This window comes from Draconibacterium sp. IB214405, from assembly GCF_033963885.1.
Lineage (GTDB): Bacteria > Bacteroidota > Bacteroidia > Bacteroidales > Prolixibacteraceae > Draconibacterium.
Genome location: NZ_JAXBMA010000001.1, coordinates 171,178 through 197,305, shown reverse-complemented (window position 1 = coordinate 197,305; position 26,128 = coordinate 171,178). Strand labels below are relative to the sequence as shown.

Here is a 26,128-nt window from a genome sequence, read left to right as displayed (position 1 = left end):
TATGAATGCAATAATAGAATTATTTTCATACGAATTTTTTCAGAAAGCCTTTCTTGCCGCGGTATTTGCAAGTATTTCGTGCGGAATAATTGGAGCTTACATCGTGTCACGACGTATCGTTTTTATCAGTGGAGGAATTACTCATGCATCGTTTGGAGGCATCGGACTGGCATTTTTTCTTGGATTTAATCCATTGCTGGGCGCGGTACTTTTTGCGGTTTTATCGGCTTTGGGCATACAATTTTTTACCAAAGTTGCCGAAATCCGGGAAGATTCATCCATTGCAATCTGGTGGTCGCTCGGAATGGCACTCGGAATAATATTTGTCTTTCTTACACCCGGATACACTCCAAATTTAATGAGTTACCTGTTCGGAAATATCCTCACCGTAACAACTTCAGAACTTTGGTGGATGTTTATGCTCAACCTGGTTGTGGTGCTTTTCTTTTCCGTTTTCCTGCGAAAAATACTTTACATCGCTTTCGACGAAGAATTTGCACGCACAGCTGGTTTACCCGTTAATTTGTTTAACTATCTCATTATTGTGCTCATTGCGCTTACCGTAGTTTTAAACATCAGGGTGGTTGGCATCATTCTTATTTTATCGTTGCTCACCATACCGCAGGCATCGGCCAACTTATTTACCAAAGATTTTAAACGTTTGCTGGTACTCTCCTCGCTGTTTGCATTTATCGGTACAATTGCCGGATTATTTATTTCGTATTTTCTGAATATTCCATCGGGGGCCGCCATAATTTTTACGCTGATCATTATTTTCGGAGTGCTTCGGTTGGCGAAATCACTATTTTGATGCTGGGGCAGAAAAAGGAAAAAATATACACCTGTTCAAACTGTAATTTTCAGTTTTCGAATCTTGATGTTTCACGAACGTGTAGTAACTGTTTTGCCTGTACCGGTTGCGAAATTTATATCTGTCCACAGTGCGGGGAAGAGGTGGTAATAAAGCCGATAAAGAAAATGGAAAGGAAGTGATACCAAGCCAATTCCGTACGAAAAATTCAACTTCTAAAATATGTTTAAAAAATGCTGGAATCGGGCTTTTCAGGTTTGGTTCAATTGAAAAGAAAATGTATTTTCGGAGTGTGATAGTCACAAATCAATTCGGGATTATTAACACAACTGCCCGCTCTGAATTATCAGGCGGGCAGTTTTAATTTATGAGATCCAGTTGGTTTAAACTGATTCTTTAAAATATTTTACTGTTCCTACTTTAAGTTCCATTGTAGCTTCTTCGTCGCAAACAATAATACCGTTCGCATGCATTTGTAATGCCGATAATGTCCACATGTGATTAATGCCGTTTTCCACCACATTTTGCAAGGCACGTGCTTTTTTGTATCCGTTTACCAAAACCAGTACTTCTTTTGAATCGAGTACGGTTTGAACACCAACAGTTAAAGCCTGTTTTGGAACAAGTTTTAAATCGTTGTTGAAGAAACGCGAGTTGGCAACAATCGTGTCGTAGTTCAGGTCGACCAAACGGGTGCGTGACTGAATCGACGATCCCGGAATATTAAATGCCAGGTGGCCATCGGCGCCCATTCCTCCCATAAACAGTTCAATGCCTCCGTACGATTCAATTTTTGCTTCGTAACGTTCGCATTCGGCATCTAAATCTGCTGCGTTTCCGTCGAGAATATTGATGTTTTCTTTCGGAATATCGATGTGGTTAAAAAAGTTCTCGAACATAAAACTGTGATAGCTTTCCGGATGATCTTCAGCAATACCTACATACTCGTCCATGTTAAAAGTAACCACATTTTCGAACGATACTTTTCCTTGTTTGTATAAGTCGATCAGTGCTTTGTAAGTTCCCAGCGGCGTTGATCCGGTTGGTAAACCCAGCACAAAAGGTTTTTCTGCTGACGGATTAAAATCAATTATTTTTTCGGCAATATGGTTTGCAGCCCAAATGCTTAATTCATCGTAGTTGTTATGAATAACTAGTTTCATATATTCTGGTTTTTTAAAGTATATTTTCCATTGCTTTTCCCAGTTTCTGGGCTTCTTGCAGGAATTGCTTAACAGTTAGTTCGCGGTGGTAAATTACACCGTGTGTGGCGCGCAACAGTGGCGATTCGTTTTGGTAAAAGAAATTTTTACCCAGCAATAATTGAATTTGTTTGTGCTGATCGAACCAAACACGTTGTGTCAGGTCGCTGAATTTACCATCCAACTGGTAGCTCGGGAACGAAGCATTAACCTGTGTAATGTAACATTCTGAGAATGATTTGCCCAGTGTTGCCAGCGAGTTCAGCGAAACAGGAACGATTACTTCTACATCCCACGGGTTGTATTTGAACCACACGTTGCGGTAACCAACAATTCGCAGGTTGCTCAAATCTTCCTCTTTGCTCCAGTCTTCAACAGCCTTTGCAATGGCCATCAAAACTTTGTAGTGTGTATCCGGACCACTTCCCTGCGGATCCATGGCCAAACTAATAACCGTTGGCTTGTATTTTCTGAAATCTTCCAGAATGGGAAGGATGTCTTTCTCGTAGTTTGATTCGCCCGAGTAAAAGCCCAAACGCAGGTGGTGAACATTTTTCACCATAATTCCGTAGTGTGCCCAAACCAGTTCCTCTTCAAACTCTCGGATCATTCCTTTTAGCTTCTGCACTTTTGGTGGATTTTTACCTCCGTCGTAACAGTTTTTCAGAATGGTAAGAATTTCAAAAATGGTCTCCAGCAGTTCAGCTTCGTTGTTAATCTCCCAAATCGATACCAGCGCACGCACAACACGGTGGCAAACTCCACGGCGTTTTTCTTCTGCATCTTGTGCGGCAATGTTATCCAGGTAGTGGTAAATGTCTTTGTCCCACTTGTATTTATACCCGTCTTTAAAAAAGTCGGGGAAGTTGATCATTTCAATTTTTCCCTGGTTAATCAGGTCTTTTGTGTCAACCAGCAAGTTGTATAAAAAGGTGTTTGTTACCGCCGTAAAACCCGATGTTGCCACCGAAAAATGCAGTTCGTTGCTGGCATCGCGCGATTGGCGGTTGGTCGATGGCATAATGCCAAGCATAATATCGTCGTGGTGCGGGCCGGTGTGGTAATACACCTGATCCACCTCTTTTTTCATTCCTTTTTGCAGTTTGGCTAAAATAGAATCGATAACCGACTGAACCGTATTTTCGTTCAGACCGGGAATCATACTACAGTATTTGTCTGCTTTCAGATCTTCCAATTCCAGCTTACCACCAAACTTGTTTATCTTTTTACAAAGCTCAATAACCGCACGTTCTGTTTTTTGATGCGTCCATGGCGAGCAGGTGTAATAACTTTCAATGCTATCTTCCAACGAAACGGCTGCTCCTTCAGTCAGATAAAAGCGTGCATTCTCCAATTTCTGAAGTGCTGTTGCCGGATAAGTTACACACGGATCGTTTTCCAGCGACGCTTTTATGGTATCGGCAATAGCCTCGCCTGCTGCGTAAACAATGGCTTTGTTTTTTGAATTGAAAGTAAGTGTTCCCAAACCAATGGTAATTACCAAACGGTTTTTCGACACCTCAATTCCACCCAGGTCGGCAGCAGTAATTGCCTGCGTTTCAAAGTTCGTTTCAGTCAAACGTGTTGAGGAAAAATGGTCGGATCCGCGAGTGTTAAATGCGATCAATCCGTCAGGACCAATGCCGCTCAAGAAGAAGCCGATTCCACCTTTTTCGCGAATTTTATTTTCGTAGGCTGTACACCAGTTATCAATTTTAAAAATAGATTGTTGTTGCAGCTGCTCCTGGTGTGTTTTGGCTTCGCGGTAACGTAACGAAAGATCGATTTTAAAGTCAGGGAAAATTTCAGAGAAATGTTTGCCTTCTGCCAGTTCAATTTCTTCCGAATTTATCAGCAGCGCTTTATCTTTTTTAAAGCCCAGCCCGTCGATATATTGTTTTTGTGCGTAGTTGTAAAGGCTGTTGTGTTGCTCCGGATTAATGGGGAAAAATTCGCCCATTTGGACATACGAGAGTTCTCTCAGATCAGGCTTTTTTACATCGGCCAAACCATATTTCTCCAAGAAGTCTTTTCCTTTTTTATTGTTCCAGTTCTCCAATAAAAGATGTGTGAAATCAAGAAAATACTGGGCTGTTTTTCCGGTTGGCAAACTTACCACGCCGTTTGGATTTTTACTGGCCCATTCCAAAAAACTCAATGCCGAAAGTAGCCCCAGCTTTGGAAAGCTTTCGGTAGTAATATAAGGAGTTTTAGTGGTGATCTTTTGAGACTTTGTTTCTTCGAAAAATGCTTCTTCAACCTTTGTAAAATTGACTGTCATTAGTTATTGTTTTGAAATTCGTTCAAGCGCATAAGCGGCCGCTCCCATCGTTCCTGCTTTCGTGCCCAGCTCCGAAAACTGAATTTCAGTTTCGTTACTGATATCGCGGTTGCTGAATGTATGGATTGCCTGTTGTATCGGAGCCAGAATAAACTGGCTGGCCACTGCTACTTGTCCTCCAATTATTATTAATTCCGGATTAAATATCTGAATCAGATAAGCCATTCCGCGTCCCAGCCATTTTCCTACTTCTGAGAAAAGTGAAATGGCAAACTGGTCGCCTGAATTGGCCGCTTGTATTACTGTTGAAATATCTATTTTATTTAAATCGCCCGCTACCAGGTCTTTTATCAGCGACGAACTACCTTGCTGAATTCCTTCGCGGGCCTGCCTTGCAATGGCGTTGGCCGAAACAATGGTCTCCAAACAACCCTGTTTCCCGCAAACACAAAGCACTCCGTTGTCGGCCAGTGGTATGTGCCCGAATTCGCCCGAGTAGCCCGATTTTCCGGGATAAAGTTTTCCATTAATGATGATGCCAAGTCCTAAGCCCCAGTCAGCCTGCAGCATAAGTACATTTTTTTTGCCTTTCGCCAAACCGAAATGTTGCTCGGCGAAAGTGCGTACTTTTGCATCGTGATTAACAAAAACCGGGATACCAAATATTTTCTTAAGCTCATCAAACAGGTTTTCCACTTCAGGGAAATACGTCTGGTTAATTCCCTCTTTTTGGTTAATTAATCCCGGCAATTCAAGTCCGGCAACCAAAATCTTGTTGTGGTCGATATTGCTTTCTTTTATAACTTTTTCAAGCTCTGCATTAACCTGATTAAACAGATTAATATCCGACGACATTTTTATTGGGAAATAATGTGGGCCGCTAACTTCCTGGTTACAACTATTAAAAATCGAGATAATCGTGCGGGTAACATTAATAGTAATTCCAATTACGTAAAAACCGTTTTCAACCAACCCGTAAATGTTCGGGCGACGGCCACCACTTGAATCTCCCCGTCCGAGTTCAGTAACCAATTGGTCTTCTATCAGCTCAAGCAGAAGACTGTTGATTTTTGGTGTACTAAGTTTGATTTGTTTGGCCAGCTCAGAATTTGAAAGCGGGCCGTTAAAATAAATTGAACGAAGGATCTGTTTTTTCTGTGCAGTCTTTTTTTGCTCAACTGCCTGACTTTGATTTCCTGTGGTTTTAAATAGTTTTTCCATAACTGTGTCTGCAAAAATCAGAATAAATTTTATATGAAACAAGAATCTTTTTAAAAAAATTAAAAAGAATATTATAATTCTTCTAAATTTAACTATTCATTTACAATTCATAAAAAATTAATATGAAAATATTTTATTGTTGGTTATTTTCGGGGATATTTAAAATCGGGTTAAATAAATAAACGTATCCACATGATAAAAAGACAAGCATTTTTTATTGTCATGCTCGTGTTATGCAGCGAGTTACTAAGTGCACAAACACGGCAAATAATCAACATTCCGGATATTGAAGGCTATCAAACATTAAAGTGCGATTTTCATATGCACACGGTATTTTCTGATGGGACCGTGTGGCCAACTGTTCGGGTGGAAGAAGCCTGGAAAGAAGGCCTGGATGCCATTTCAATAACCGATCATATTGAATACCGTCCGCATTCGATTGATGTGGTGGCTGATCATAATCGTTCATACGATTTGGCAAAACCTTTGGCCGACCAGTCGGAGATTTTACTGATTAAAGGAACCGAAATTACACGTGGCATGCCGCCGGGACACTTAAATGCCTTGTTTATTACCAACGCCAATTTACTGGAGCTGGAAGATGTGCGGGCAGCGGTAAAAGAAGCGCGCGACCAGGGCGCATTTATTATGTGGAATCACCCGTGCTGGGATGCACAGCAACCCGATTCGGTAGTGTGGTGGGACGATCATTCCTATTTTTTCGAAAACGATATGTTACACGGAATTGAGGTGTATAACTGGGAGTTTTGTCCGGAAGCGATGGATTGGGCTAACGAAAAGAACCTAACCATGATGGGGAATTCTGATGTTCATGATCCAATGGAAGTAAATGGCGGACACCGTCCAATGACACTTGTTTTCGCCAAAAGCCGTACCATCGGGGGGATTAAAGAAGCATTGTTTGATGGCAGAACGGCTGTGTATTACGATAACACAATTGCCGGACGATCGGAATTTCTGGAGCCATTGTTTTTCGAGTCGTTAGACTTTTCAAAATCACCTTTACGCTTAAAAAACAAAGAGTCAAGGGTGATAAAGATTACGAACAACTCGGATGTTGATTATGAACTGGAACTGGTTCAGCCGGGTGTTGGCTTTGATGCACAGGAAAACATAACGTTAAAAGCGCATCATGTTACGGCGTTGAGTTTAACCGGCAACTCCGATGAGGTGGCAAATGCAGCCAACCTGAACGTTTATTACCGCATAAAAAATATGCTCACCGGAGTTGACGAAAGCCTTGTAATAACATTCACTTTCCGAAACAATTAGGAGGTAGTTTTGTTAGGGTGCTTTGAGTTTTTATTCGAATATAAATGTCAGCAAGAACAAAAAAAGAACCACCATTAATCCGACAGGTTGTTACTAATAACGAAGAGATTTCGCCGGGTGTACATGTGATTTCGTTTCGCAGGAATTTTGATTTTTTACCCGGGCAAGTAGTAAAAATTGGTGTCGACACTGAACATCCGCCACGAATTTACAGCATTTGCAGCGGTAATCAGGAAGACGAACTCCGAATTCTGTTCAACATAAAAGACGATGGTTTTTTAACACCAAAAATGGCAGCTATGATTCCGGGCGACATACTTTTTGTTTCGGAACCGTACGGAAGTTTTTTGGGAACAAACGATCCGGCCTGGTGGATTGCCACCGGAACCGGTATTGCTCCTTTTTATGCGATGTTCCGATCTGGTAATTCCGAGAATAAAACACTTATTCACGGCGTTCGGCACTTAAACCAGTTTTATTTCGAAGACGAGTTGGAATGGTCGTTGGGTAAAAATTATGTTCGATGCTGCTCTCAGGAAGAATCGTGCGATGTTTTTCCGGGTCGTGTATCGAAATACCTGGAAGAATTAGACGAACTACCCGACGTAAAATTCTACCTGTGTGGAAAAGCGCTGATGGTGGTTGAAGTTCGTGATTTGCTGATTGAAAAAGGGGTTGACTACGGGAATATCATTGCCGAAATATATTTTTGAAACGAAGTGTAATATTTGTATTTTAGTGATACCAATTATGTACACTTAGTTGAAAAACATAATCAAAAACGAAACAAGTATTTAGCGCGTAACTTAAACAGTGGTGCTATTTTATGTCAATTACCTTTACAAAATTAAAATCAAGAACGAATGAAACGTATTTTTTTCTTAGCCGCCTTAATGCTTTTTGCATTAATCAACACACAAGCACAATCGCTTGACAAAGTATTGGACAGTTACTATAAGGCCAATGGCCTGGATAAAGTTGGCGATGTTAAAACATTTGACATTAAAGCCAAAATGAGCATGATGGGCATGGAAATGCCGATGCAGATTAAAGTAAAAAAACCTAATAAATTCAGGGTTGATGTGGAAATGATGGGACAAAAAACCGTTAGTGCTTTTGATGGTGAAAAAGGCTGGATGAAGAACCCGATGATGGGAGACGGTGTTCAGGACCTCGACGGAGCGCAGTTGCAACAGGCAATGGGTCAGGCCGATATGGAAGGCGCACTTTATAATTATGCAGCCAAAGGAAGTACCATTGAAATGCTGGGTAAAGTTGATGCCGACGGGGCAGAAGCTTATAAGCTAAAACTTACCGACAAAGCCGGAACTGTACAAACGTATTACATCGATGCCGATACTTATATGGTTACAAAAGTGGAGTCGAAAGTTGAAGCAATGGGACAAACCATGGACATTGTAACTAAGATGTTGGAGTATAAAGAGGTAAAAGGAATTAAAATCGCCAATAAAATAGAAGTGGAAATGCCGATGGGAAAACAGTCGGTGATAATGGAAGAGATTAAAGTTGACGAACCTCTTGACGATGCACTTTTTGCACGACCTGCAAATTAGTAGTTACTACATACCAGATATTAAGGGTGGATTTCCACCCTTTTTTTATGCCTGAATTTTGGCAAACGAAACATAAATTTACAATTGAAACCACTCCTTTAAGTTTGTTAACGATTACGCCCTTTAAGTTTAACGTCTTTTACGAAAATCGGCACAATATTTCGTTGACCTTTGAGCAAAATCAAAAAAATTACACGAATGAAAATAAAATTACTCTTGTCGGCTCTTATTCTCTTTTCAGCCGTATCGATTACAAAAGCACAACAAACCTTAAAGATCGGGCATGTAAATATTCAGGAACTGGTGCAGAAACATCCGTCGATGGATAGTCTGAGCGCTATTCTTGAACAGGAGACAAAAGATATGCAGGAGATTTACCAGGAAATGATTGAAGAGCATGAAGCTGCCATTGAAAAGTTTGAGGCCGAAAGCGAAACATATTCCGATTTTGTGAAACAAACGCGGCAAAACGAAATTCTGGAGCAGTCGCAAAAAATACAGAATTACAACCAAACCGCACAGCAGCAATTGCAGCGCCGTAACATGGAACTCATACAGCCAATATACGCCGAAATAAACCAGCAAATCAGCAATATTGCGGGAGCGCAGGGACTCTCATATGTTCTTGATGTAAGTACCGGTGCCGTGGCATACGTTTCTCCTGAAAGCGAGGATTTAACGCCGTTGGTTCTGGAGGCGATAAAAGGTGAATAAAGCATTAGTTTGTTTTAGTAATTTGAGGTATGGCACAACGAGTATAGTAAATTGGTTTTATGCACTGGCGTACTCAAAAACCGACGGCGGGACGCTCGAACTTTCAAACGGCGACCGAATTTTGATATCGCGACGGAGAAAGGACGATGTGCTGCAAATGTTAAAAACTTTAATTGCCTAGCTATTTAAGGCGTCCTTTACTAACTTGCTAAACAAAACTATAACCATGAAATCAATAGTTGTTTTGATGTTTGTTTGTTGTTTAAGTTTTACTTCGATAAGTCAAAATGATTTTGCGATTAAACCACTTCCACGTATTGATTTTGATGATTTTCGACAACAGCAGCAACCCAATTATTTTACCATTTCTCCTGAATTAAAACTGGATGATCAACGAACTCAGCCATTTGTTGTGGATGAGAAAGCAGAAAGCACGATCGATAATTCGTATATAAAATCAACCACAGATGTATTTTTTGCCTTTGGTGATAATATGCCGGTTGCAAAACCTTCGGGTGATTATTGGAATATGCCAGTTGCAGTGCCCGATTCAAGCTTCGTTTATTTTATAAAAGAAAAACGACTTAGTGGAAGTCCTTCAATTTTGCCGGGGGATAAGGATTTCCGTTAATCAACTGTCTGTATTTTCAGGATGTCCGAAAGGAACGAACCGTGCAACAACAAAAGCCGGAATAGTGGCTAATAATACCAATGAGAAAAATAATTTATAACCCAGCCAATCGCTAACATAGCCGCTCAGCATCGACGGCACCATAAATCCAAGGTTCATAATTCCGGTGGCAAAGGCATAATGAGCCATTTTGTACTTTCCGGGAGCCACCTGTTGCATCATAAACAACATCAGTCCAACAAATCCAAAACCATAACCAAAGTATTCGAAAACAACAGCAGCACCTACCAGGTAGAGGCTCGATGGTTGATAATGAGCTAGCAAAGCATATACCAGGAACGGAATGTTAAAGGTGCTGATCAGAATTAAAAGTGCTCGTTTTAATCCGCGTCGGGCAATAAAATAGCCTGCAAGTAACGAACCCACAACAAATGCAGAAGTTCCCAGTGTTCCGTAAACCACTCCAATTTGGGTAGTCGATAGTCCAAGTCCGCCGGAAGAAACATCAGCTTTAAAAAACAACGGTGCAATTTTTATGGCAAATCCTTCGGCAAAACGGAACAGTATAATAAAGGCGATGTACCAGTAAATATATTTTTTCTGAAAGAAGGTTTTTAGTACATCCCAAAGTGTAACAAATCCTTCTCTTAAACTTTTAACTTCCGAGGTTGATGCTTCTCCACCGGGTAACATTCGCGAATGATAAAGGCCTACAAGCGCCATAACGCCTCCAATTCCAATCATAACAGCAACCCATGCATTTACTACACCCAACTGTTTTTCCAGAATTCCGGCTATTGTAACAAATCCTCCGTAGGCTAAAAATTTCCCCACGTTATACGATGCGCCCTGCCAGCCAATGTAGCGTGCCTGATCTTTTGATGAGAGGACACTGAGGTAAACGCCGTCGGTGGCAATATCGGTGGTAGCTCCGCTAAATCCAATTACTCCCAGCAAAGCAATGGAGTAGGCAAAAAAGTTAGGAAGTGGGAGGGAGAAAGCAATCAAAACAAAAGTGATGGCGGTAATAAACTGGCTGGTAACAACAAAGAATTTCTTCGATTTGAACATCTCTAAAACCGGGCTCCAAAGTGGTTTTAGTGTCCAGGGAAGCATAATCAATGAGGTCCAGAATGCAATTTTTGCATCGGAGATCCCCATATTTTTGTACATGATAGTTGTTGATTGAGCCAGAACCATGAAAGGTAATCCCATTGCAAAATAGGCTGTTGGAACCCACATCGCCGGATTAGTGACTTTATTTTCCGCTTTTACCATCGGTGGTTTTTGTCGTTATAGATTGATGATCGAAAAATAGTGTTTTTATTTTTTTACCGCCGCAGGAATTACTTTAAATAGCTTGACGGGCAAATATTTGTTCAAATGATTGAAGGATCGAGTCAATGAAACGGAACAATCAAATTTCTATTTCTGCGTAAAAAATGAAAATAAAAAAGGCCTCCGTCAACCGACGAAAGCCTTAATACGAAAAATTGTATTCCAGTTGAATTATTTATAAAAAGGTAGTACTACGTAGGTGTAAATGATGCAGCCCATACAAATGCCCAGCGCAAATTCCAGGGTTGCAAAAAATATCAGCATTCCTGCAACAACCATTGCTGCAGTGTGAAGCTGAGCCAGAAATAAACCAACAATTACCAGCGACATAAAAAAGCCCAGTCGGGCAGCAAATATCTTAGGTGCTTTTGCTATTTGTTTCTCCTTTAAATTCAATGCATTCGACAAACGATAACTGACATAGCTGACCGGACTATATTTTACCTGGGTAAAAGCACGCATAAAAAAGTCGGCCATCAGTACAATCAAAAAGATCGACGAGTTCATCACAAAACCGGTAATCACCAGTAAAATTCCAATCAGTGCGTTTATTCGGGTAGTTTTTTCATCGACTTTATCTGTCGATATCGGGCAAACTAATTGTCGCATAGCTGTCGTGTTAAATCTTGCGACAAATAAAATACAAATAGATCTTTTAATTTAATAAAAGATGAATTACACTTTAATTCCTCACAAAAAGTTAACAAAGTATGTCATTCGTCATCAAATAAAGGTTGAGGCTGGTTATATTTAGCAATTCAAAAAATATTGGGTGTCACCCCTTTTTTTGAGGGTACATCATAAAAAAAACTGTAATTAATTAGTCCGGGGCAATGTTTTATCCCACCAATTAGCGGGCTGAATAAAATTTTGAAAGAATGAAGAGTAGTAAAAAACTGATTTTAAGTGTTGTCTGTTTACTTGTTTTTCAGTTGTGGTATGTTGATAGTTCTGCACAACAAGAGCCGGGCAAACCTTTTTTTAAGGATGGCGAGGCGCAAATCGTAAAAGCATTTGAAGATCCGGATTACTGGATCCGTGAAGACCTGTGGGTAGAAACTGAATTCGATACAGATGGCGATGGCCTGTTAGACCGGATGCATGTTGACGTAACTCGTCCGCGACAAACTGAAAGCGAAGGATTAAAACTTCCTGTTATCTATAATTCGAGCCCGTATTTTGCCGGTGTTGCCGGAAACAATCCCGAATTTTTCTGGGATGTTAAACAGGAAATAGGTGAAGAACCAAAACAACATGTTCACCCGCCGGAAATTCAACGTCGTGGAGAACGTCCAATTATTTCAAAGGCTCAGATAAAAACATGGGTTCCGCGTGGTTTTGTTGTGGTGCATTCGTCATCTCCGGGAACAGGATTGTCTGATGGCTCTCCAACAGTTGGTGGCGACAACGAATCGCTGGCTCCAAAAGCAGTTATCGACTGGCTTTGCGGACGTGCAAAAGGATATAAAACCCGAAGAGGAAATGAAGAGGTAGACGCATACTGGTGTACTGGCAAAGTGGGTATGACCGGTACTTCGTACGAAGGAACGCTGCCACTGGCTGCCGCTACAACCGGTGTTGAAGGTCTGGAAGCTATTATTCCGGTGGCGCCCAACACTTCATATTATCATTACTACCGCTCAAATGGTTTGGTTCGCTCTCCGGGGGGTTATCTTGGTGAAGATGTGGATGTGCTGTTTGACTTTATTCACAGCGGTGATTTGGATAAAAGAGCTTATGCACGAGAACATGTTCGCGATACAGAAATGAAAAATGGCCAGGATAGGATTACCGGCGATTACAACGACTTTTGGGCCGGACGTGATTACCTGAATGATATGGGCCCGATGAAAGCTGCAATGTTAATGTCGCATGGTTTTAACGACTGGAATGTGGTGCCTGAGCATAGTTTGCGTATTTATGAAGCTGCCAAGGCGAAAGGTATTCCTTGTCAGATTTATTACCACCAGGATGGTCATGGCGGACCTCCACCACTTAGTATGATGAACCGTTGGTTTACTCGCTATTTGTTTGGTATTGAAAATGGTGTGGAAAACGATCCAAAGGCATGGATTGTGCGCGAAGACGCTGATCACGATCACCCAACATCTTATGCCGATTATCCGAATCCGGATGCAAAACCGGTAACTTTCTTTCTGACTTCGGGAGCACCTGAGAAAGGCGGATTGGTTACTGAAAAGCCGGCAAAACAAGCAGAAGAAACGCTGGTTGACAACTATTCATTTTCGGGTGAAGCGCTGGCACAAGCTGAAAATACAGAGCATCGTTTAATCTACTTAACTCCGGAATTGAAGGAGGATGTTCATATCTCGGGAAAAACCAAGATTACAATTAAAGCTGCCAGTAGCAAGCCGGCTGTTAACCTTTCGGTTTACCTGGTTTCGTTACCATGGAATAATTCACGTTGGCGCAAACCAAAAATTACTGATAATCTGATTACCCGTGGTTGGGCTGATTTGCAGAACTATAAATCACTGCGAGAAAGTGAGCCGCTTAAACCGGGTAAATTCTACGAAATGACTTTCGAATTACAACCCGACGATCAGGTAATTAAAGCTGGACAACAAATTGGACTGATGATCTTTTCAAGCGATAAAGATTTTACACTTCATCCAAAACCCGGAACAGAATTAACTGTTGATCTTGACGGAACAAGCATCGAGATTCCTGTTGTGGGTGGAGTAGATGCTTTTAAGAAAGCTGTTGAATAGAAAGGGTTCACGAAAAGTTTGTAAGTAGATGAAACATAGCTTATTTATGGCTGCACTATTTGTCGTTCTGGCATTTAGTGCAAGCGCACAAAAAACAAATTTTACGCATCAGGATTCGTTGCGCGGTAGCATTACGCCCGAAAGAGCCTGGTGGGATCTTACTTATTACCATCTGGATGTAAAAGTTGATCCGGCTGACAGCACAATTTCCGGCAGCAATCTAATTCAATACAAAGTCGTTGAGTCGAACCAGCTAATGCAGATCGATCTTCAACCGCCGATGAAGATTTCGCGAATTACGCAAAACGGAAAGGAACTCGGCTATACACAAGATGGAAATGCCTGGTTTGTAGAATTGGAAAAACAGCAAAATCCGAATGACGTTAACGAATTGATGGTTGAATATGCAGGAAAACCAAAAATCAGCCGAAGACCGCCATGGGACGGAGGTATTAGCTGGAGGAAAGATGAAAACGGCAACGATTTTATTGTAAATACCAACCAAGGCGACGGTGGTAGTTTGTGGTGGCCGTGTAAAGATCATCCAGAGGATGAGCCAGACAGCATGCTGATAAGTGTTACGTTTCCGGAGCATTTAATGGACGTGTCGAATGGCCGCTTGCGCAGCGTGGAGCAAAATGCTGACGGAACTAAAACGGCGCACTGGTTTGTGAATAATCCGATAAACAATTACGGTGTAAACATTAATATTGGAGATTATGCCCACTGGCACGAAGTTTTTAAGGGCGAAAAAGGCGATTTAGACTGCAATTACTGGGTGTTGAAATATAATTTGGAAAAGGCAAAAGAGCATTTTAAACAGGCACCGATGATGCTGGAAGCATTTGAGCACTGGTTTGGCCCGTATCCGTTTTACGAAGATGGATACAAGCTGGTGGAAGTGCCTTATCCGGGAATGGAGCACCAAAGTTCGGTAACCTATGGAAATGGTTACAGGAATGGTTATAGTGGTCGCGATATCAGCAGTTCAGGCTGGGGAGAAAAGTTCGATTTTATAATCATTCACGAGTCGGGGCACGAATGGTTTGCCAATAACATTACCAACTGGGATGAGGCGGATATGTGGATTCATGAAAGTTTCACCAATTACTCTGAGAATCTGTTTGTGGAATATTTCTGGGGCAAAGAAGCCGGTTCGCAATATATCCGCGGTAGTCGCCTGAGTATTCTTAATGACCGCCCTGTTATTGGTGTTTACGGTGTAAATTATCCGGGATCGGGAGATATGTACCCGAAAGGAGCAAACATGTTGCATACTTTAAGACAGGTGGTTGACGATGATGAAAAGTGGCGTGGTATTCTGCGTGGTTTAAACGAAGAGTTCTATCACCAGACTGTTAAAGCCGAGCAAATTGAGGGCTACATTATAGAACATACCGGACTGGATTTACAAGGCTTTTTTAATCAGTACCTGCGCGATACACGAATCCCAACTTTTGAGTACGCCTTGGTGGACGGAGAGCTTCGGTACCGATGGGCAAATTGTGTTGACGATTTTAAATTACCCTTGAAAGTTGAGATCAACGGAAAAATAAACTGGGTACACCCATCAAAGTCGTGGCAAACGTTTGACTCTGATGAAAAAGTACGCAAAGTAGAAGTCGATAAAGATTTTTATGTCGCCAGTTTTAAGGTTGTAGATTTATAAAAAACAAAAGAGCCTTGCATTGATCTTTACAGTCAAGTAAGGCTCTTTTTATATTCAAATTGGTTGGTGCCAAGTCACGCATAATCTATCGCCCCAAGCCTTGTTCTTTTTCGGTTTTGTTTCGTCATAAAAAGACTCGCGTAGCTATGGCTATGCTTACTTTTTCTAACTTCACAAAACACAAAAAAATAACTTCGGCTTAACCAATACCTTATACTTGATTTGACACTAGGAAACCGGAACTGATATCTCTCCATCCATAAAAACTTCCAGTAAATCGCCTGATTCATTAAACACAACAATTCGTTGTTTCTCTATCCACATAGCACAGAGTGATCCGCAATAGTCCGTCCAGTATAAATCGAGTGTGACTACATAAACCGATTCAAAACTTTGAGGCTCCACTGCTTCGCCCATCGAATTTTTATCGGGCGAGGTATAGTTGTCATGAAAAGCTACATTAGCCGAATAGGTAAATTCAGCAGTATAAAAGAAAACATCTTCTCGGTTTGCATTATACATGTCTATTAAATCCGAATAATAATCAATGGCGTCGATGGTAATGCAGTAAGGAATTGGCACGCCATCAAAAGAATTATAATACCAATAGGCTGTTTCAGGCACTTCCATTCCCGACCACTCTGCGGCATCAATAACCTCTTGCCTTGAAGGATAATACGACTCGGCTTTAGTGATCAATTCGGCTTCAAAAGTATTATCCGAATTGCGTTCGATAAGTTTGGTATAACTACGTTCTGGCATCTCCAGTTCGTTGTCATCAGAACTGTCGCTACACGAAACAAAAGCCAGCATTAACAGGCTTGGCAGGAAAAAATTATTAGCTTTCATTGTCTTTTGTTTAATTAACAGATGCATAAAGCCAATTAAAGGTTGCTTAACTTAATGTTTTTCTGTCATAAAAAATTCCAGCTTTCCACCTTTCATCAAATCTTCGTGCGAAAAGAATGGCTCTTCAAGTGTTTCGCCGTTGAGCAAAACTTTCTCGATGAATCTATTCTCTTTTGAATTGTTGTGCGCGATGATTTCAAAACTTCCCCCCGGTACTCTAATCGAAGCTTTGTAAACAACCGGACGTCCAATCGTATAAGTCGGATCGCCGGGGCAAACCTGGTAAAAACCAATTGCGTTTAATACATACCATGCCGACATTTGGCCGCAGTCTTCGTTGCCAATTATTCCGGCAGGTTCCGGCAAGTAGAAATCGTACAATACATGGTCGAGGTATTTTTGTGTTTTCCACTTTGCATTGGTGTAGTTGTATAAATAGGCCATGTGGTGACTTGGCTCGTTTCCGTGAGCGTACTGCCCGATCAATCCGGTGATATCTGCCGATGCATTTTCACCCAGGATCTCGGAGCTGGTAGTAAATAAACTGTCCAGACTTGATTCGAAAGCATCCTTTCCGCCAAACAAGTTTACCATTCCATCCATATCGTGCGGAGCAAAATAGCTCCACTGGTATGCATTTCCTTCTGTGTAATCGGCATGATTGTGGTCGGAATATTTTGGATTAAAAGGTGATCGCCAGCTGCCATCACCGTTTTTGCCACGCATAAATCCTGTTGAGGCATCAAAATAATTTTTGTAGTATTTCGACTTTTTGTAGAATTCATCAGCTGTTTTGTCGTCGCCGGCGGCTTTGGCAATTTCTGCCACGCACCAATCGTAATAAGCCATTTCAACACCATACGAAACAGAGGCAGTGATTGAATCAGAAGGAACAAAGCCATATTTTTCTTTGTAATAAATATGCTTCATCATTACTTCTGCTCCGCGCGTGCCTTTATGTTCCTCCAGCCATTCAGGTTGCCAGGTCGCTGATTTTACGGCAGCTTCTTTCCAGTCGTTCAGATCGGCATTTGGCACCAATCCTTTTGCCAGCGCGTCGGCCATTACCGATGTTGCCGGGTAGCCCACCATTGTTCCGGTGTAATTCGATGCCAGTGGCCATTTCGGAAGGAGACCGCCTTCGCGGTATTTTTGTACTAGCGCTTCTGCCCATTCACCAGCTTTTTCTGGTCGGATAATGGTAATGAGCGGATGAAAAGCCCGGAATGTATCCCACAACGAAAAAACGGTGTAGTTGGTAAATCCTTCCGGCGCCTGGCGGATGGTTTTGTCCATGCCGCGGTAACGGCCGTCAACATCCTGTGCCGTAAATGGCGACATCATACTGTGATAAAGAGCCGTATAAAAGTTGGTTTTTACTTCTTCATCATCCGTTGAAATAGTAATTCCCTGCAGGGCTTCGCGCCATTCTGTTTTAGCTTGCTCAACGGTTTTGTCAAAATCCCATCCGGTAAGTTCCGCCTGCATATTTTTATTGGCGCCTTCTTCGTCAACCACCGATAAAGCTACTTTTATCAGCAGTGATTTATCGTTTTTCGGAAATTTGAAATGTAATTTTATGTCTTTTCCTGTCAGACTAGTTTCAGTAGTCGGTTCGCCTTCAACAAATGTTTTTAGCTGATTAAAAGCTTCTGAAAATTCAATTCGATAAGCCACCAAATGATCTTCTGCCCAGCCTTTTGTATGCTGAACTCCTTCAAATGTTTTCTCATCAACCTGGTGAATGGTATTTTCTTTCATACTGTGTCCCCAGTTTGGTTGTAGAATGTGCCCAAGGTCGAGCATTACATTTCTGTCGCTGCTGTTGTCAAACGAATATTTATGAAAGCCAACACGTTTGGTAGCCGTTAATTCTGCGGTGACATTCAGGTTTTTCAGGTGTACTTTATAATAACCGGGAGAGGCTGTTTCGTCTTTTTTATCAAACAGTCCGATCGGTTTTAACTCGTCGGAATTAGAGTAGGGGACTAAAAGTACATCGCCAAGATCGCCAATACCGGTACCACTCAGGTGAGTGTGACTGAATCCGTAAATGGTTGAATCCTCGTTGTGGTAACCACTGCTGGCATCCCAACCCATAATATGCGTATCCGGACTCAGTTGAACCATACCAAACGGAGTGGTTGCTCCGGGGAAGGTATGCCCGTGAAAACCTGTCCCGATAAACGGATCAACGTAGTTTAAAATATCCTGTTCGGTTTGGTTTTGCTCTGAAACGCAGCCCGAAAGAAACAAAGTCAGGGCAAATAGTACAGTTAGTGCTCTCATTTTCTGTTGATATAAATTTTGCGCAAAGTTACTTTTTAAAAATTTTAAAAAGAAGAGAAATCGTAGGATTTGATTCATTTATTGGGTTTAATGTTTCGAATGAATTAATGTGAAAGCAATTCGAACATTTGTCATAGTCTGAAATTGAGAATTTACTACATTCACGTTCTCATAAAAAATTGCATAAATGTTTCAGAAAGAGATTTACATAGAACGCAGAAAAGTTCTAAAGGAGAAAGTTGGGGAAGGATTGATTTTGTTGTTTGGAAACGACGAATCATCGATGAATTATGCTGATAACACTTACCATTTCAGGCAAGACAGCACGTTTTTGTATTTCTTCGGAATTCAGCATCCGGGTTTGGCTGCGGTGATCGATATTGATAACGATAAGGAGATAATTTTCGGAAATGATTACACCATCGACGATATTGTGTGGATGGGGCCACAACCAACCATTGCCGATCGTGCTGCTCTTTGTGGTGTATCAACCGTGTTTCCGATGAAAGAATTGGCTTCGGTTGTGGAGAAAAGTAAAAAGATACATTTCTTACCACTGTATCGTCCGGAGAATAAGATCAAGTTGTTCGAACTGATCGATGTGGCACCCAAAGATGTTGCCAATACGTACTCGCTGGAGCTGGTAAAAGAAGTTGTCAGTCAGCGCGAGATAAAAAGCAAAGAAGAGATCGAGCAGCTACATCAGGCGGTGAACGTTTCGGTTGATATGCATGTGGCGGCCATGAAATTTGCACGCCCCGGAATGACAGAGGCACAGGTAGCATCTGAAATTCACAAAGTGGCGCTGGCAGCCGGTGGAAATATTGCTTTCCCGATAATTGCCACCAAAAACGGGCAAACATTACACAACCATTTTCATGGTAACACCATAAAAGAGGGCGACTTGTTTTTGGTTGATGCCGGTTACGAAAACGAGCTGAGCTACTCAGGTGACTTGTCGAGTACTTTTCCTGTAAGCATAAAATTTACTCCCGAGCAAAAGGAGATTTACGAAATTGCACTGGCTGGACACGAAGCTGCCATTCGTGCGCTCGAGTTTGGCAAACCATACAAAAACGCTCACATTGCAGCAGCTACCACCATTTTTGATGGATTGAAATCGATGGGTTTCACCAAGGGAAATGCGATGGATGCATTTGATGCAGGCGCGCATGCTTTGTTCTTCCCTTGCGGAACCGGCCACATGATGGGAATGGATGTGCACGATATGGAAGATCTTGGCGAAGTTTGGGTGGGTTACGATGGTCAGCCAAAAAGTACGCAGTTCGGGTTAAAATCGCTTCGTTTGGCAAAACCGTTGAGAGCGGGCCATGTGTTTACCATCGAACCCGGGATTTACTTCATTCCTGAATTGATCGACCTGTGGCGAGGACAAGGCAAATTCAATGATTTTATCAACTGGGAAAAGGTTGACAGCTACCGGAATTTTGGAGGAATCCGAAACGAAGAAGACTTTGTAATGACCGAAAACGGTGTTCAGTTGCTGGGTAAACCAAAACCAAAAACCGTTGAAGATGTAGAAGCGCTGCGAGGATAAACGATTGATAGCTACAGGTTTCATGTTAAGGATGTTTGCCGTTAACATGAAACCTGCAGGCATCAGCGATCCGAAATGAATAAAAACTTTACTTTTGCCCCAAATTAACAACAATGAAGAGGGGAAGTATTCTTGCGGTTTTGTTATTGAATTCACTTTGGCTCTTGGCCCAGAACGAGGTGGGCCCCGAAGGACATAAACTGCTGTGGGTATTTCTGTTTCTTGCTGCAATTACAGTAGCTTTTATTGTTAGCGGCCGTTCTTTTAACAAGAAAACAAAAAAGGAGAGACGGCCATTTTTACAACTTCAAAAGCTAAGTATCAAACTGGAGAAGGATGCAAATTTCTATCCGGATAATTTAATTCTTACCGTAAAAAATAATGGCTCTACGGCGATCGATATGGATCAGCCGCTGCTAGTATTCGATAATTTCTGGCTGAGACGGAAGTTCAAAATAAAAGGAATGGATAACTACAGTTTTTATCCATTGTACCTTGAAAGCGGGAAAACACATCAGCTAAAAATTGATCTGAATCGCTTTTACTCACACGATAAATCGTTGAAAAAATTTCCAAAAGCAAAGATTTATCTGAAAGATGTAAAAGGTAAAAAGCTTGGAAATAAAGCTGTTTTTTTACGGAAAACACTTGTTAGATTTTAATGCGCAACTGGAAATTTAATCATATCGATTTTTCAACTTACCCAGGATACAAGGGTAAGGATTTGGGTGTTTTTTGGTCGCCTGAAAAGACAACCATCAATATTTGGTCGCCAACTGCACAGATGGTGGAATTGCGTCTGTACAAAGATGGCGTACGGGGCGAGGCCTATTATAAAACCAACTTGCAGAAAAAGGAGGACGGCATTTGGGGAACGGTTCTTAGCGGCGATTACGAAGGTAAATTCTATACTTTTAGAGTTAACGACGGTGAATGGTTGGATGAGGTAGCCGGAATTTATGCCCGCTGTGTTGGAGCGAACGGTTTGCGCGGAATGATCTTTAATCCGAATACTACTAACCCGGAAGATTGGGTGTACGACAATGGTCCGCGTTACAACAATTTTACCGAGGCGGTGATTTACGAAACGCATGTTCGTGACTTTTCCATTGCAGAAAATTCGGGGATTGAAAACAAAGGCAAGTTTCTGGGATTTACGGAAGAAGGAGCTCGATCGCCTGAAGGTGTAAAAACCGGTATAGATCATTTAAAAGAGTTGGGCGTTACGCATGTTCATTTGTTGCCGGTGAACGATTTTGTAACTGTTGACGAAGAAAAACCACTTGAAAAATATAACTGGGGTTACGATCCCATGCATTACAACGCTCTTGAAGGTTCGTATGCAACGGATGCCTACGACGGAAGAAAGCGGATTGCTGAGTTCAAAGCTCTGGTAAAAGCATTGCATGCCAATGGAATTGGTGTGATTATGGATGTGGTTTTCAATCATACCTACTACGCCAAAGAATCGGTATTTAACCAGGTTGTTCCGGGTTATTTCTATCGTCAGAAAGAAGACGGATCGTTTGCGAATGCTTCAGGTTGTGGAAACGAGCTGGCATCGGAACGCGAAATGGTGCGAAAATACATTATCGATACCTTGAAATACTGGGTTGAAGAGTTTCATGTCGATGGATTCCGTTTTGACCTGATGGGAATTCATGACTTAAAAACCATGAAAAAAATTCGGAAGTCGCTTGATAAGATCGATCCGGGACTTTTCTTGTATGGCGAAGGTTGGGCTGCCGATCAAAGTCCGATGCCGGAGGAGAAACGTGCCGTAAAACGTAATACTTCTCAGTTGCCCGGAATAGCCAGCTTTAACGACGATTTTCGCGATGCACTTAAAGGAAATCATGGCGACAAAAGATCAAAAGGTTTTGTTAGTGGTCTTGGTTTGCGTGAGGAAGCTGTGAAGTTTGGAATTACAGCTGCAGTTCATCATCCTGAAGTGAACTACGGATATATTGATACCGTCGATTCAGCCTGGGCTGCCGAGCCTGATCAGTGTATTAACTACGTTTCGTGCCACGATAATTACACACTTTGGGATAAGCTGAAACAAAGTTTGCCAAAAGCCAGCGATGAGGAATTGCGCAAACGTGTAAAACTTGCGGGAGGCCTGGTCTTAACTTCTCAGGGTGTGCCTCTTTTGCATGCCGGTGTGGATTTTTGCCGAACAAAAGGGGGAAACGGAAATTCGTATAAATCACCTGATTCGGTGAACCAGATCGACTGGAGCCGCAAAAATGAATATATCGATGTTTTTGAGTACTTTCAGAACTTGGTTCAGTTGCGTAAAAACCATCCGGCTTTTCGTTTAGCTAAAGCCGAATTTATACGACGTGACCTGCATTTCTGTGCAGAATATCAGATCGGTGTTGTTTCTTATTGCCTCGACGGGACTGAAGTAGGAGACAGTTGGTCGAAAATATTTATGTTGTTTAATGGTAACACCGAAGAAATGGAAATTCCTTTACCTGATGGTACATACAACGTGGTAGCCAACGCCAACAACATTAACGAAGAAGGAATTGAGCTGGTAGAGGAGAAAGTTCTGGTGGAACCTTTAACCGCAATGATCCTTGTTCAGGCAGAGAAGGTGTGAATGTTACGCGAGAAATACCCCGAAAATCCCATTAGTGAATAAGCCGATCGTAAAAGCGGTTCCTTAATAAAAAGCGAACTGTAAATGTGTTTTGTGGAGTTGCTCTCCACATCGCGTACAAATGGTTCAAATGTTGTCTGATTTAGGATCAGGTGATCAACATCTTCGAAGTCGTTGGGCTGGGCATCAAAAAGTTCGCCTTCAGCAATTATCTTTTTCCCGGCATGTTTACATTTATCAATAAATCGTAATGTCGAAGACCGTTGTTTTAATCCGGCTTTTATAACTATGTAATCTGCCCACTGCAAAAGCTTCGAATCTAATTTTTCCTGGTTAAGGTCCACTAACTTTCTTTCCCATGTTATGGGTAATTGAATCGACACCTCGATCAATTCCCGAGGCTCTTCCGTTTCATGTTTCAAGAACTGTTGAAATAAGGCTGAAAAGCCTTTAGTTTGTTTGTCCGTTTTCGGATAAATTAATAGAATATTCATGGTGCTAAATCTTATCTGTTTTCTACGCTTTCAAATAAACGACCATTTTATTCGAAAAAAAAGTTTTTGGGATTATCGACTTGTAAAAGTGATTATCTGCGTTAATCTGGGGTTTTTGTCATTTATCCGGGATTAACGACAGTTATCCCAGATTTCGCCTATATCAACTGTTCTAGGCTAAAATATTCAAGTAGAAGATGAAAATAGAAAAGTGAATTGGGATTTTAGGCTGTTTTAAGTGATTCTTTTAAACGAAGTACATATTGCCTTGAAACCGGTATTTCTTGTGGATAATCAAATAAATTGAGTGTTAATCCGTCGGTACCACGCGATACTTTTTTGATGTAATTTTTATTTACCATACACGAACGGTGGCAACGAACAATCTCCGCATACTTTTTGAGCAAGTTCTCGGTGGATTTCATGGTACTTCTGATCAGCTTTTTCTTGATCTCGTCGTTTTGTTTGTAAATGATTTCGATGTAATTATTTGCCGACCTTATCAAAATCAACTGTTCCAAAAACAGGGTAAAATATTCGCTTTTGTTCTCCGATTCAAATTCAATTTCTTCAGGAATTTCAATGGTTTCTTTTGCATTCGTTTCTTCCAAAGGTATCTCCAGCTTTTGTACTTTCTTTTTCAGCAGGTAAAACTGGTTAGTCACAACCACCACCGCTGCAGCTGTTATCGAGATGATCACGATGTTGATCACGATTGGGAAAGTCATTGGGATGCGACCTACATAACGTGCAAAAAACGCAAAAGCTACCGAGTTACAAATCACAAAAAGAAGATCTATAAGAATCTCCTTTAAGATTGTCCAGCGTTCTTCCGAAAAAGCGGTTATAAAAATAGAAGGTATCACCAAACGAAATATGCTTAGCAAAACAAGCGTAATGGCTCCAAAAGTTGCCAGTATAATCAGGCGGTTGTTAAAATCGGGGTTTTGAACCTGAAAGGGCTGAAAGAACAACAGAAACAAAAAAATACCCAGACTCACCGCCGCGATGGAGCGTGTATTTACTTTCAGGTTGTCGTTAAACGGATATTTTTTGTTTAGCGAATTGAGCATTGTAAGTTCTTTCTTGATTAAAAAACTGCCAGTAAAAGGTCGATATCTTTTGATGGAATGTTGAACATGCGGCCAACATCTGAGTTGGTAAGAATGCCATGGTAGATGTACACACCTTTTCTAAAACCTTTTGATGCCTTGATATAATTGTCAACACCACCGTTATCGCCAATAGCAAGTAAAATCGGAATTAATATGTTACTGAGCGAAATGGATGCTGTGCGCGCTACCATGGCCGGAGTGTTTGGCACACAATAGTGAACAACACCGTGTTTTGTGTAAGTTGGATTATTAAAATCTGTACATTTTGAAGTTTCGAAACAGCCTCCCTGGCTAACGTTCAAATCGATAATTACCGATCCTTCCTTCATCTGTTTTACCAGATTTTCGGAAACTTTAAACTTCGGCGGTGTATTAAACGAAGTTGCGCCAATAACGGCATCGGCCGAAATAAGTGCTTTGCGTAAAACTTTCGGATAAAAAACCGAGGTGAAAATACGACGGCCAAGTTTTTCTTCCAATTTGCTGAGTTCGTAAACCGAAGTGTCGAAAACCTTAACAAAAATGCCAAGACCAAGCGCTGCCCGGGCGGCATATTCTGCTGCAGTACTTGTGCCAATAATCACAAGTTCGGCGGGTGTTACACCCGTAACTTCGCCAAAAAGCACACCTTTCCCGTTGCGCGAGTTACTCAGGTATTCGCTGGCAATGGTAATGGAAGTTACTCCGGCAATCTGGCTCATCTGATGCACAAACGGAAGAAAACCATCTTCGTTTTCGAGGTATTCAAACGCAATGGTGGTTACCTTTTTTTGCATCATTTTCTGAATCGATTCGTTACAATGTGCCTGAATCTGCATGTTAGAAATGATCACCTGGTTGCCACGTAATGCATCAATTTCATCACAATCGAAAGGTGCAATACGCAAAATAATGTCGCACTGAAAAGTTTCATTCTTTGTTTCAACAATGGTGGCACCGGCCTTTTGGTAATCTTCGTTCGAGTAGCTCGCCGACTTTCCTGCGTCGCGCTCAATCAGAATTTCGTGGCCATACGAAACCAGTAAATCAACAGCTTGTGGAGATAATGGAACACGGTATTCCACTTTCGATAAATCAGAAGGAATTCCAATTTTTATCTTTTTTCCCTTCTTCTTTACCTCCAACATCTCTTCTTTGGGCAGAAGCATGGTTTTTGGTATCGATACCTTTTCTTTTGCTTTTTCCATTGCTGCAAATTATGAATTTTACCGGCCAATTCAACAGCACCAATTTACAAGCAAAAGGGGAGTTTTCAAAGAAAATTAATTCGGAAGTGGGAAGTTGTGGCGAAGCAAGGGCAGTGTTATAAGATTTCCTGCGCCGAAATAACCCGTGAATCGTCGTCCTGAACTTCGATTTTTACCTCTACCATTTTTGAGGGTAAAAGCGATTCAATCATCTCCGGCCACTCAATAAGGCAGTAATTTCCACTGTAAATGTAGTCTTCGTAGCCCAGATCGTAAGCTTCTTCAATATCTTTTATCCGATAAAAATCGAAATGAAATATGGAGTCAAGATCATCGGTATTGTATTCATTTATCAGCGCAAAAGTTGGGCTGGTAACATTATCCTCCGATCCCAGTTCCCTGCAAATTGCCTGAATAAAAGTGGTTTTGCCTGCTCCCATTTTGCCGTAAAAAGCAAAAACCCGGTCGTTTTTAAATTCAGCAATAAGCTCTTTTGCTGCAAACTCCAGATCGTCAAGTGAAATGATCTTTTTTGAATACATATGCTCCCAACAATTTTTAC

General features: G+C 41.4%; 23 protein-coding genes. 12 read left to right on the top strand and 11 right to left on the bottom strand.

Translation table 11 applies throughout. The features are described from left to right. The first annotated feature begins 1 nt into the window (after window position 1). Window positions 2–811, top strand: a complete 810-nt coding sequence (locus tag SLH46_RS00625; RefSeq protein ID WP_320279196.1) for a metal ABC transporter permease — start codon at window positions 2–4, stop codon at window positions 809–811. A gap of 383 nt (window positions 812–1,194) precedes the next feature. On the opposite strand, the gene nagB is transcribed toward SLH46_RS00625, so the two are convergent. Genes nagB through SLH46_RS00610 form a run of 3 tightly spaced genes read right to left on the bottom strand, consistent with a single transcriptional unit; the run spans window position 1,195 to window position 5,515 of the window. Further along, window positions 1,195–1,974 carry a glucosamine-6-phosphate deaminase gene (gene nagB, locus SLH46_RS00620; protein WP_320279195.1) on the bottom strand — a complete coding sequence of 260 codons (780 nt, stop codon included), beginning with the start codon at window positions 1,972–1,974 and terminating at the stop codon, window positions 1,195–1,197. Window positions 1,975–1,987: 13 nt separating this feature from the next. After that, window positions 1,988–4,294 (bottom strand): glucosamine-6-phosphate isomerase, encoded by a 2,307-nt coding sequence (locus SLH46_RS00615; RefSeq protein ID WP_320279194.1) that lies wholly within the window; start codon window positions 4,292–4,294, stop codon window positions 1,988–1,990. Between the two features lie 3 nt (window positions 4,295–4,297). Then, window positions 4,298–5,515: an ROK family transcriptional regulator gene (locus tag SLH46_RS00610; protein ID WP_320279193.1), complete on the bottom strand. Its 1,218-nt coding sequence runs from the start codon at window positions 5,513–5,515 to the stop codon at window positions 4,298–4,300. Window positions 5,516–5,707: 192 nt separating this feature from the next. Between SLH46_RS00610 and SLH46_RS00605 the strand changes: the two genes are divergently transcribed. From SLH46_RS00605 to SLH46_RS00580, 6 genes are all read left to right on the top strand, one after another. Next, window positions 5,708–6,808 carry an Sb-PDE family phosphodiesterase gene (locus tag SLH46_RS00605; protein ID WP_320279192.1) on the top strand — a complete coding sequence of 367 codons (1,101 nt, stop codon included), beginning with the start codon at window positions 5,708–5,710 and terminating at the stop codon, window positions 6,806–6,808. A gap of 44 nt (window positions 6,809–6,852) precedes the next feature. Further along, a complete protein-coding gene (locus tag SLH46_RS00600; RefSeq protein ID WP_320279191.1) occupies window positions 6,853–7,521 on the top strand; it encodes a ferredoxin--NADP reductase in 669 nt (222 codons plus the stop codon). Window positions 7,522–7,671: 150 nt separating this feature from the next. Then, a complete protein-coding gene (locus tag SLH46_RS00595; RefSeq protein WP_320279190.1) occupies window positions 7,672–8,382 on the top strand; it encodes a hypothetical protein in 711 nt (236 codons plus the stop codon). 198 nt (window positions 8,383–8,580) lie between these two features. Further along, window positions 8,581–9,096: an OmpH family outer membrane protein gene (locus SLH46_RS00590; RefSeq protein WP_320279189.1), complete on the top strand. Its 516-nt coding sequence runs from the start codon at window positions 8,581–8,583 to the stop codon at window positions 9,094–9,096. Further along, complete coding sequence (locus SLH46_RS00585) at window positions 9,089–9,277, top strand: hypothetical protein (protein WP_320279188.1); 189 nt, start codon at window positions 9,089–9,091, stop codon at window positions 9,275–9,277. The genes SLH46_RS00590 and SLH46_RS00585 overlap by 8 nt, the downstream gene beginning before the upstream one ends. Window positions 9,278–9,322: 45 nt before the next feature. Then, window positions 9,323–9,727 carry a hypothetical protein gene (locus SLH46_RS00580; RefSeq protein ID WP_320279187.1) on the top strand — a complete coding sequence of 135 codons (405 nt, stop codon included), beginning with the start codon at window positions 9,323–9,325 and terminating at the stop codon, window positions 9,725–9,727. Here the strand turns inward: SLH46_RS00580 and SLH46_RS00575 are convergent, their stop codons facing one another. Next, a complete protein-coding gene (locus tag SLH46_RS00575; protein ID WP_320279186.1) occupies window positions 9,728–11,005 on the bottom strand; it encodes an MFS transporter in 1,278 nt (425 codons plus the stop codon). It abuts the gene before it with no gap. A gap of 231 nt (window positions 11,006–11,236) precedes the next feature. Then, window positions 11,237–11,674: a DUF4395 domain-containing protein gene (locus tag SLH46_RS00570; protein ID WP_320279185.1), complete on the bottom strand. Its 438-nt coding sequence runs from the start codon at window positions 11,672–11,674 to the stop codon at window positions 11,237–11,239. A 269-nt stretch (window positions 11,675–11,943) separates the two neighbouring features. Here SLH46_RS00570 and SLH46_RS00565 point away from each other — a divergent pair, with 269 nt between their 5' ends. Then, entirely contained in the window at window positions 11,944–13,797 is a 1,854-nt protein-coding gene (locus tag SLH46_RS00565) for a Xaa-Pro dipeptidyl-peptidase (RefSeq protein ID WP_320279184.1), read from the top strand. A 46-nt stretch (window positions 13,798–13,843) separates the two neighbouring features. Next, the gene (locus SLH46_RS00560) at window positions 13,844–15,466 is read left to right on the top strand and encodes a M1 family metallopeptidase (RefSeq protein WP_320279183.1); all 1,623 of its coding nucleotides are present in this window, start codon (window positions 13,844–13,846) and stop codon (window positions 15,464–15,466) included. A gap of 228 nt (window positions 15,467–15,694) precedes the next feature. Here SLH46_RS00560 and SLH46_RS00555 read toward each other — a convergent pair whose 3' ends face one another. Then, window positions 15,695–16,315: a hypothetical protein gene (locus tag SLH46_RS00555; RefSeq protein ID WP_320279182.1), complete on the bottom strand. Its 621-nt coding sequence runs from the start codon at window positions 16,313–16,315 to the stop codon at window positions 15,695–15,697. Window positions 16,316–16,366: 51 nt separating this feature from the next. Beyond that, complete coding sequence (locus SLH46_RS00550) at window positions 16,367–18,604, bottom strand: GH92 family glycosyl hydrolase (protein WP_320279181.1); 2,238 nt, start codon at window positions 18,602–18,604, stop codon at window positions 16,367–16,369. 187 nt (window positions 18,605–18,791) lie between these two features. Here SLH46_RS00550 and SLH46_RS00545 point away from each other — a divergent pair, with 187 nt between their 5' ends. From SLH46_RS00545 to pulA, 3 genes are all read left to right on the top strand, one after another. After that, window positions 18,792–20,162, top strand: coding sequence for an aminopeptidase P family protein (locus SLH46_RS00545; RefSeq protein ID WP_320279180.1), 1,371 nt, complete (start codon window positions 18,792–18,794; stop codon window positions 20,160–20,162). A gap of 113 nt (window positions 20,163–20,275) precedes the next feature. After that, window positions 20,276–20,824: a hypothetical protein gene (locus SLH46_RS00540; protein ID WP_320279179.1), complete on the top strand. Its 549-nt coding sequence runs from the start codon at window positions 20,276–20,278 to the stop codon at window positions 20,822–20,824. After that, window positions 20,824–22,770, top strand: a complete 1,947-nt coding sequence (gene pulA / locus SLH46_RS00535; RefSeq protein ID WP_320279178.1) for a type I pullulanase — start codon at window positions 20,824–20,826, stop codon at window positions 22,768–22,770. The genes SLH46_RS00540 and pulA overlap by 1 nt, the downstream gene beginning before the upstream one ends. Here the strand turns inward: pulA and SLH46_RS00530 are convergent. From SLH46_RS00530 to tsaE, 4 genes are all read right to left on the bottom strand, one after another. Beyond that, a complete protein-coding gene (locus SLH46_RS00530) occupies window positions 22,752–23,264 on the bottom strand; it encodes a hypothetical protein (RefSeq protein ID WP_320279177.1) in 513 nt (170 codons plus the stop codon). The genes pulA and SLH46_RS00530 overlap by 19 nt on opposite strands. A gap of 224 nt (window positions 23,265–23,488) precedes the next feature. Then, window positions 23,489–24,337: a LytTR family DNA-binding domain-containing protein gene (locus tag SLH46_RS00525; protein WP_320279176.1), complete on the bottom strand. Its 849-nt coding sequence runs from the start codon at window positions 24,335–24,337 to the stop codon at window positions 23,489–23,491. A gap of 17 nt (window positions 24,338–24,354) precedes the next feature. Further along, window positions 24,355–25,566 carry an alanine dehydrogenase gene (locus SLH46_RS00520; RefSeq protein WP_320279175.1) on the bottom strand — a complete coding sequence of 404 codons (1,212 nt, stop codon included), beginning with the start codon at window positions 25,564–25,566 and terminating at the stop codon, window positions 24,355–24,357. A gap of 116 nt (window positions 25,567–25,682) precedes the next feature. Next, window positions 25,683–26,108, bottom strand: a complete 426-nt coding sequence (gene tsaE / locus SLH46_RS00515) for a tRNA (adenosine(37)-N6)-threonylcarbamoyltransferase complex ATPase subunit type 1 TsaE (RefSeq protein ID WP_320279174.1) — start codon at window positions 26,106–26,108, stop codon at window positions 25,683–25,685. Between the last annotated feature and the right edge of the window lie 20 nt (window positions 26,109–26,128).

Excerpts from the sequence above, each read along its gene's own strand:
- nagB (WP_320279195.1), bottom strand. The coding sequence starts at position 1,974 with ATGAAACTAGTTATTCATAACAACTACGATGAATTAAGCATTTGGGCT.
- pulA (WP_320279178.1), top strand. The coding sequence starts at position 20,824 with ATGCGCAACTGGAAATTTAATCATATCGATTTTTCAACTTACCCAGGA.
- SLH46_RS00525 (WP_320279176.1), bottom strand. The coding sequence starts at position 24,337 with ATGCTCAATTCGCTAAACAAAAAATATCCGTTTAACGACAACCTGAAA.
- SLH46_RS00565 (WP_320279184.1), top strand. The coding sequence starts at position 11,944 with ATGAAGAGTAGTAAAAAACTGATTTTAAGTGTTGTCTGTTTACTTGTT.
- SLH46_RS00590 (WP_320279189.1), top strand. The coding sequence starts at position 8,581 with ATGAAAATAAAATTACTCTTGTCGGCTCTTATTCTCTTTTCAGCCGTA.
- SLH46_RS00570 (WP_320279185.1), bottom strand. The coding sequence starts at position 11,674 with ATGCGACAATTAGTTTGCCCGATATCGACAGATAAAGTCGATGAAAAA.
- tsaE (WP_320279174.1), bottom strand. The coding sequence starts at position 26,108 with ATGTATTCAAAAAAGATCATTTCACTTGACGATCTGGAGTTTGCAGCA.
- SLH46_RS00595 (WP_320279190.1), top strand. The coding sequence starts at position 7,672 with ATGAAACGTATTTTTTTCTTAGCCGCCTTAATGCTTTTTGCATTAATC.
- SLH46_RS00580 (WP_320279187.1), top strand. The coding sequence starts at position 9,323 with ATGAAATCAATAGTTGTTTTGATGTTTGTTTGTTGTTTAAGTTTTACT.
- SLH46_RS00605 (WP_320279192.1), top strand. The coding sequence starts at position 5,708 with ATGATAAAAAGACAAGCATTTTTTATTGTCATGCTCGTGTTATGCAGC.
- SLH46_RS00530 (WP_320279177.1), bottom strand. The coding sequence starts at position 23,264 with ATGAATATTCTATTAATTTATCCGAAAACGGACAAACAAACTAAAGGC.
- SLH46_RS00545 (WP_320279180.1), top strand. The coding sequence starts at position 18,792 with ATGTTTCAGAAAGAGATTTACATAGAACGCAGAAAAGTTCTAAAGGAG.
- SLH46_RS00555 (WP_320279182.1), bottom strand. The coding sequence starts at position 16,315 with ATGAAAGCTAATAATTTTTTCCTGCCAAGCCTGTTAATGCTGGCTTTT.
- SLH46_RS00615 (WP_320279194.1), bottom strand. The coding sequence starts at position 4,294 with ATGACAGTCAATTTTACAAAGGTTGAAGAAGCATTTTTCGAAGAAACA.
- SLH46_RS00600 (WP_320279191.1), top strand. The coding sequence starts at position 6,853 with ATGTCAGCAAGAACAAAAAAAGAACCACCATTAATCCGACAGGTTGTT.
- SLH46_RS00540 (WP_320279179.1), top strand. The coding sequence starts at position 20,276 with ATGAAGAGGGGAAGTATTCTTGCGGTTTTGTTATTGAATTCACTTTGG.
- SLH46_RS00610 (WP_320279193.1), bottom strand. The coding sequence starts at position 5,515 with ATGGAAAAACTATTTAAAACCACAGGAAATCAAAGTCAGGCAGTTGAG.
- SLH46_RS00550 (WP_320279181.1), bottom strand. The coding sequence starts at position 18,604 with ATGAGAGCACTAACTGTACTATTTGCCCTGACTTTGTTTCTTTCGGGC.
- SLH46_RS00575 (WP_320279186.1), bottom strand. The coding sequence starts at position 11,005 with ATGGTAAAAGCGGAAAATAAAGTCACTAATCCGGCGATGTGGGTTCCA.
- SLH46_RS00560 (WP_320279183.1), top strand. The coding sequence starts at position 13,844 with ATGGCTGCACTATTTGTCGTTCTGGCATTTAGTGCAAGCGCACAAAAA.
- SLH46_RS00625 (WP_320279196.1), top strand. The coding sequence starts at position 2 with ATGAATGCAATAATAGAATTATTTTCATACGAATTTTTTCAGAAAGCC.
- SLH46_RS00520 (WP_320279175.1), bottom strand. The coding sequence starts at position 25,566 with ATGGAAAAAGCAAAAGAAAAGGTATCGATACCAAAAACCATGCTTCTG.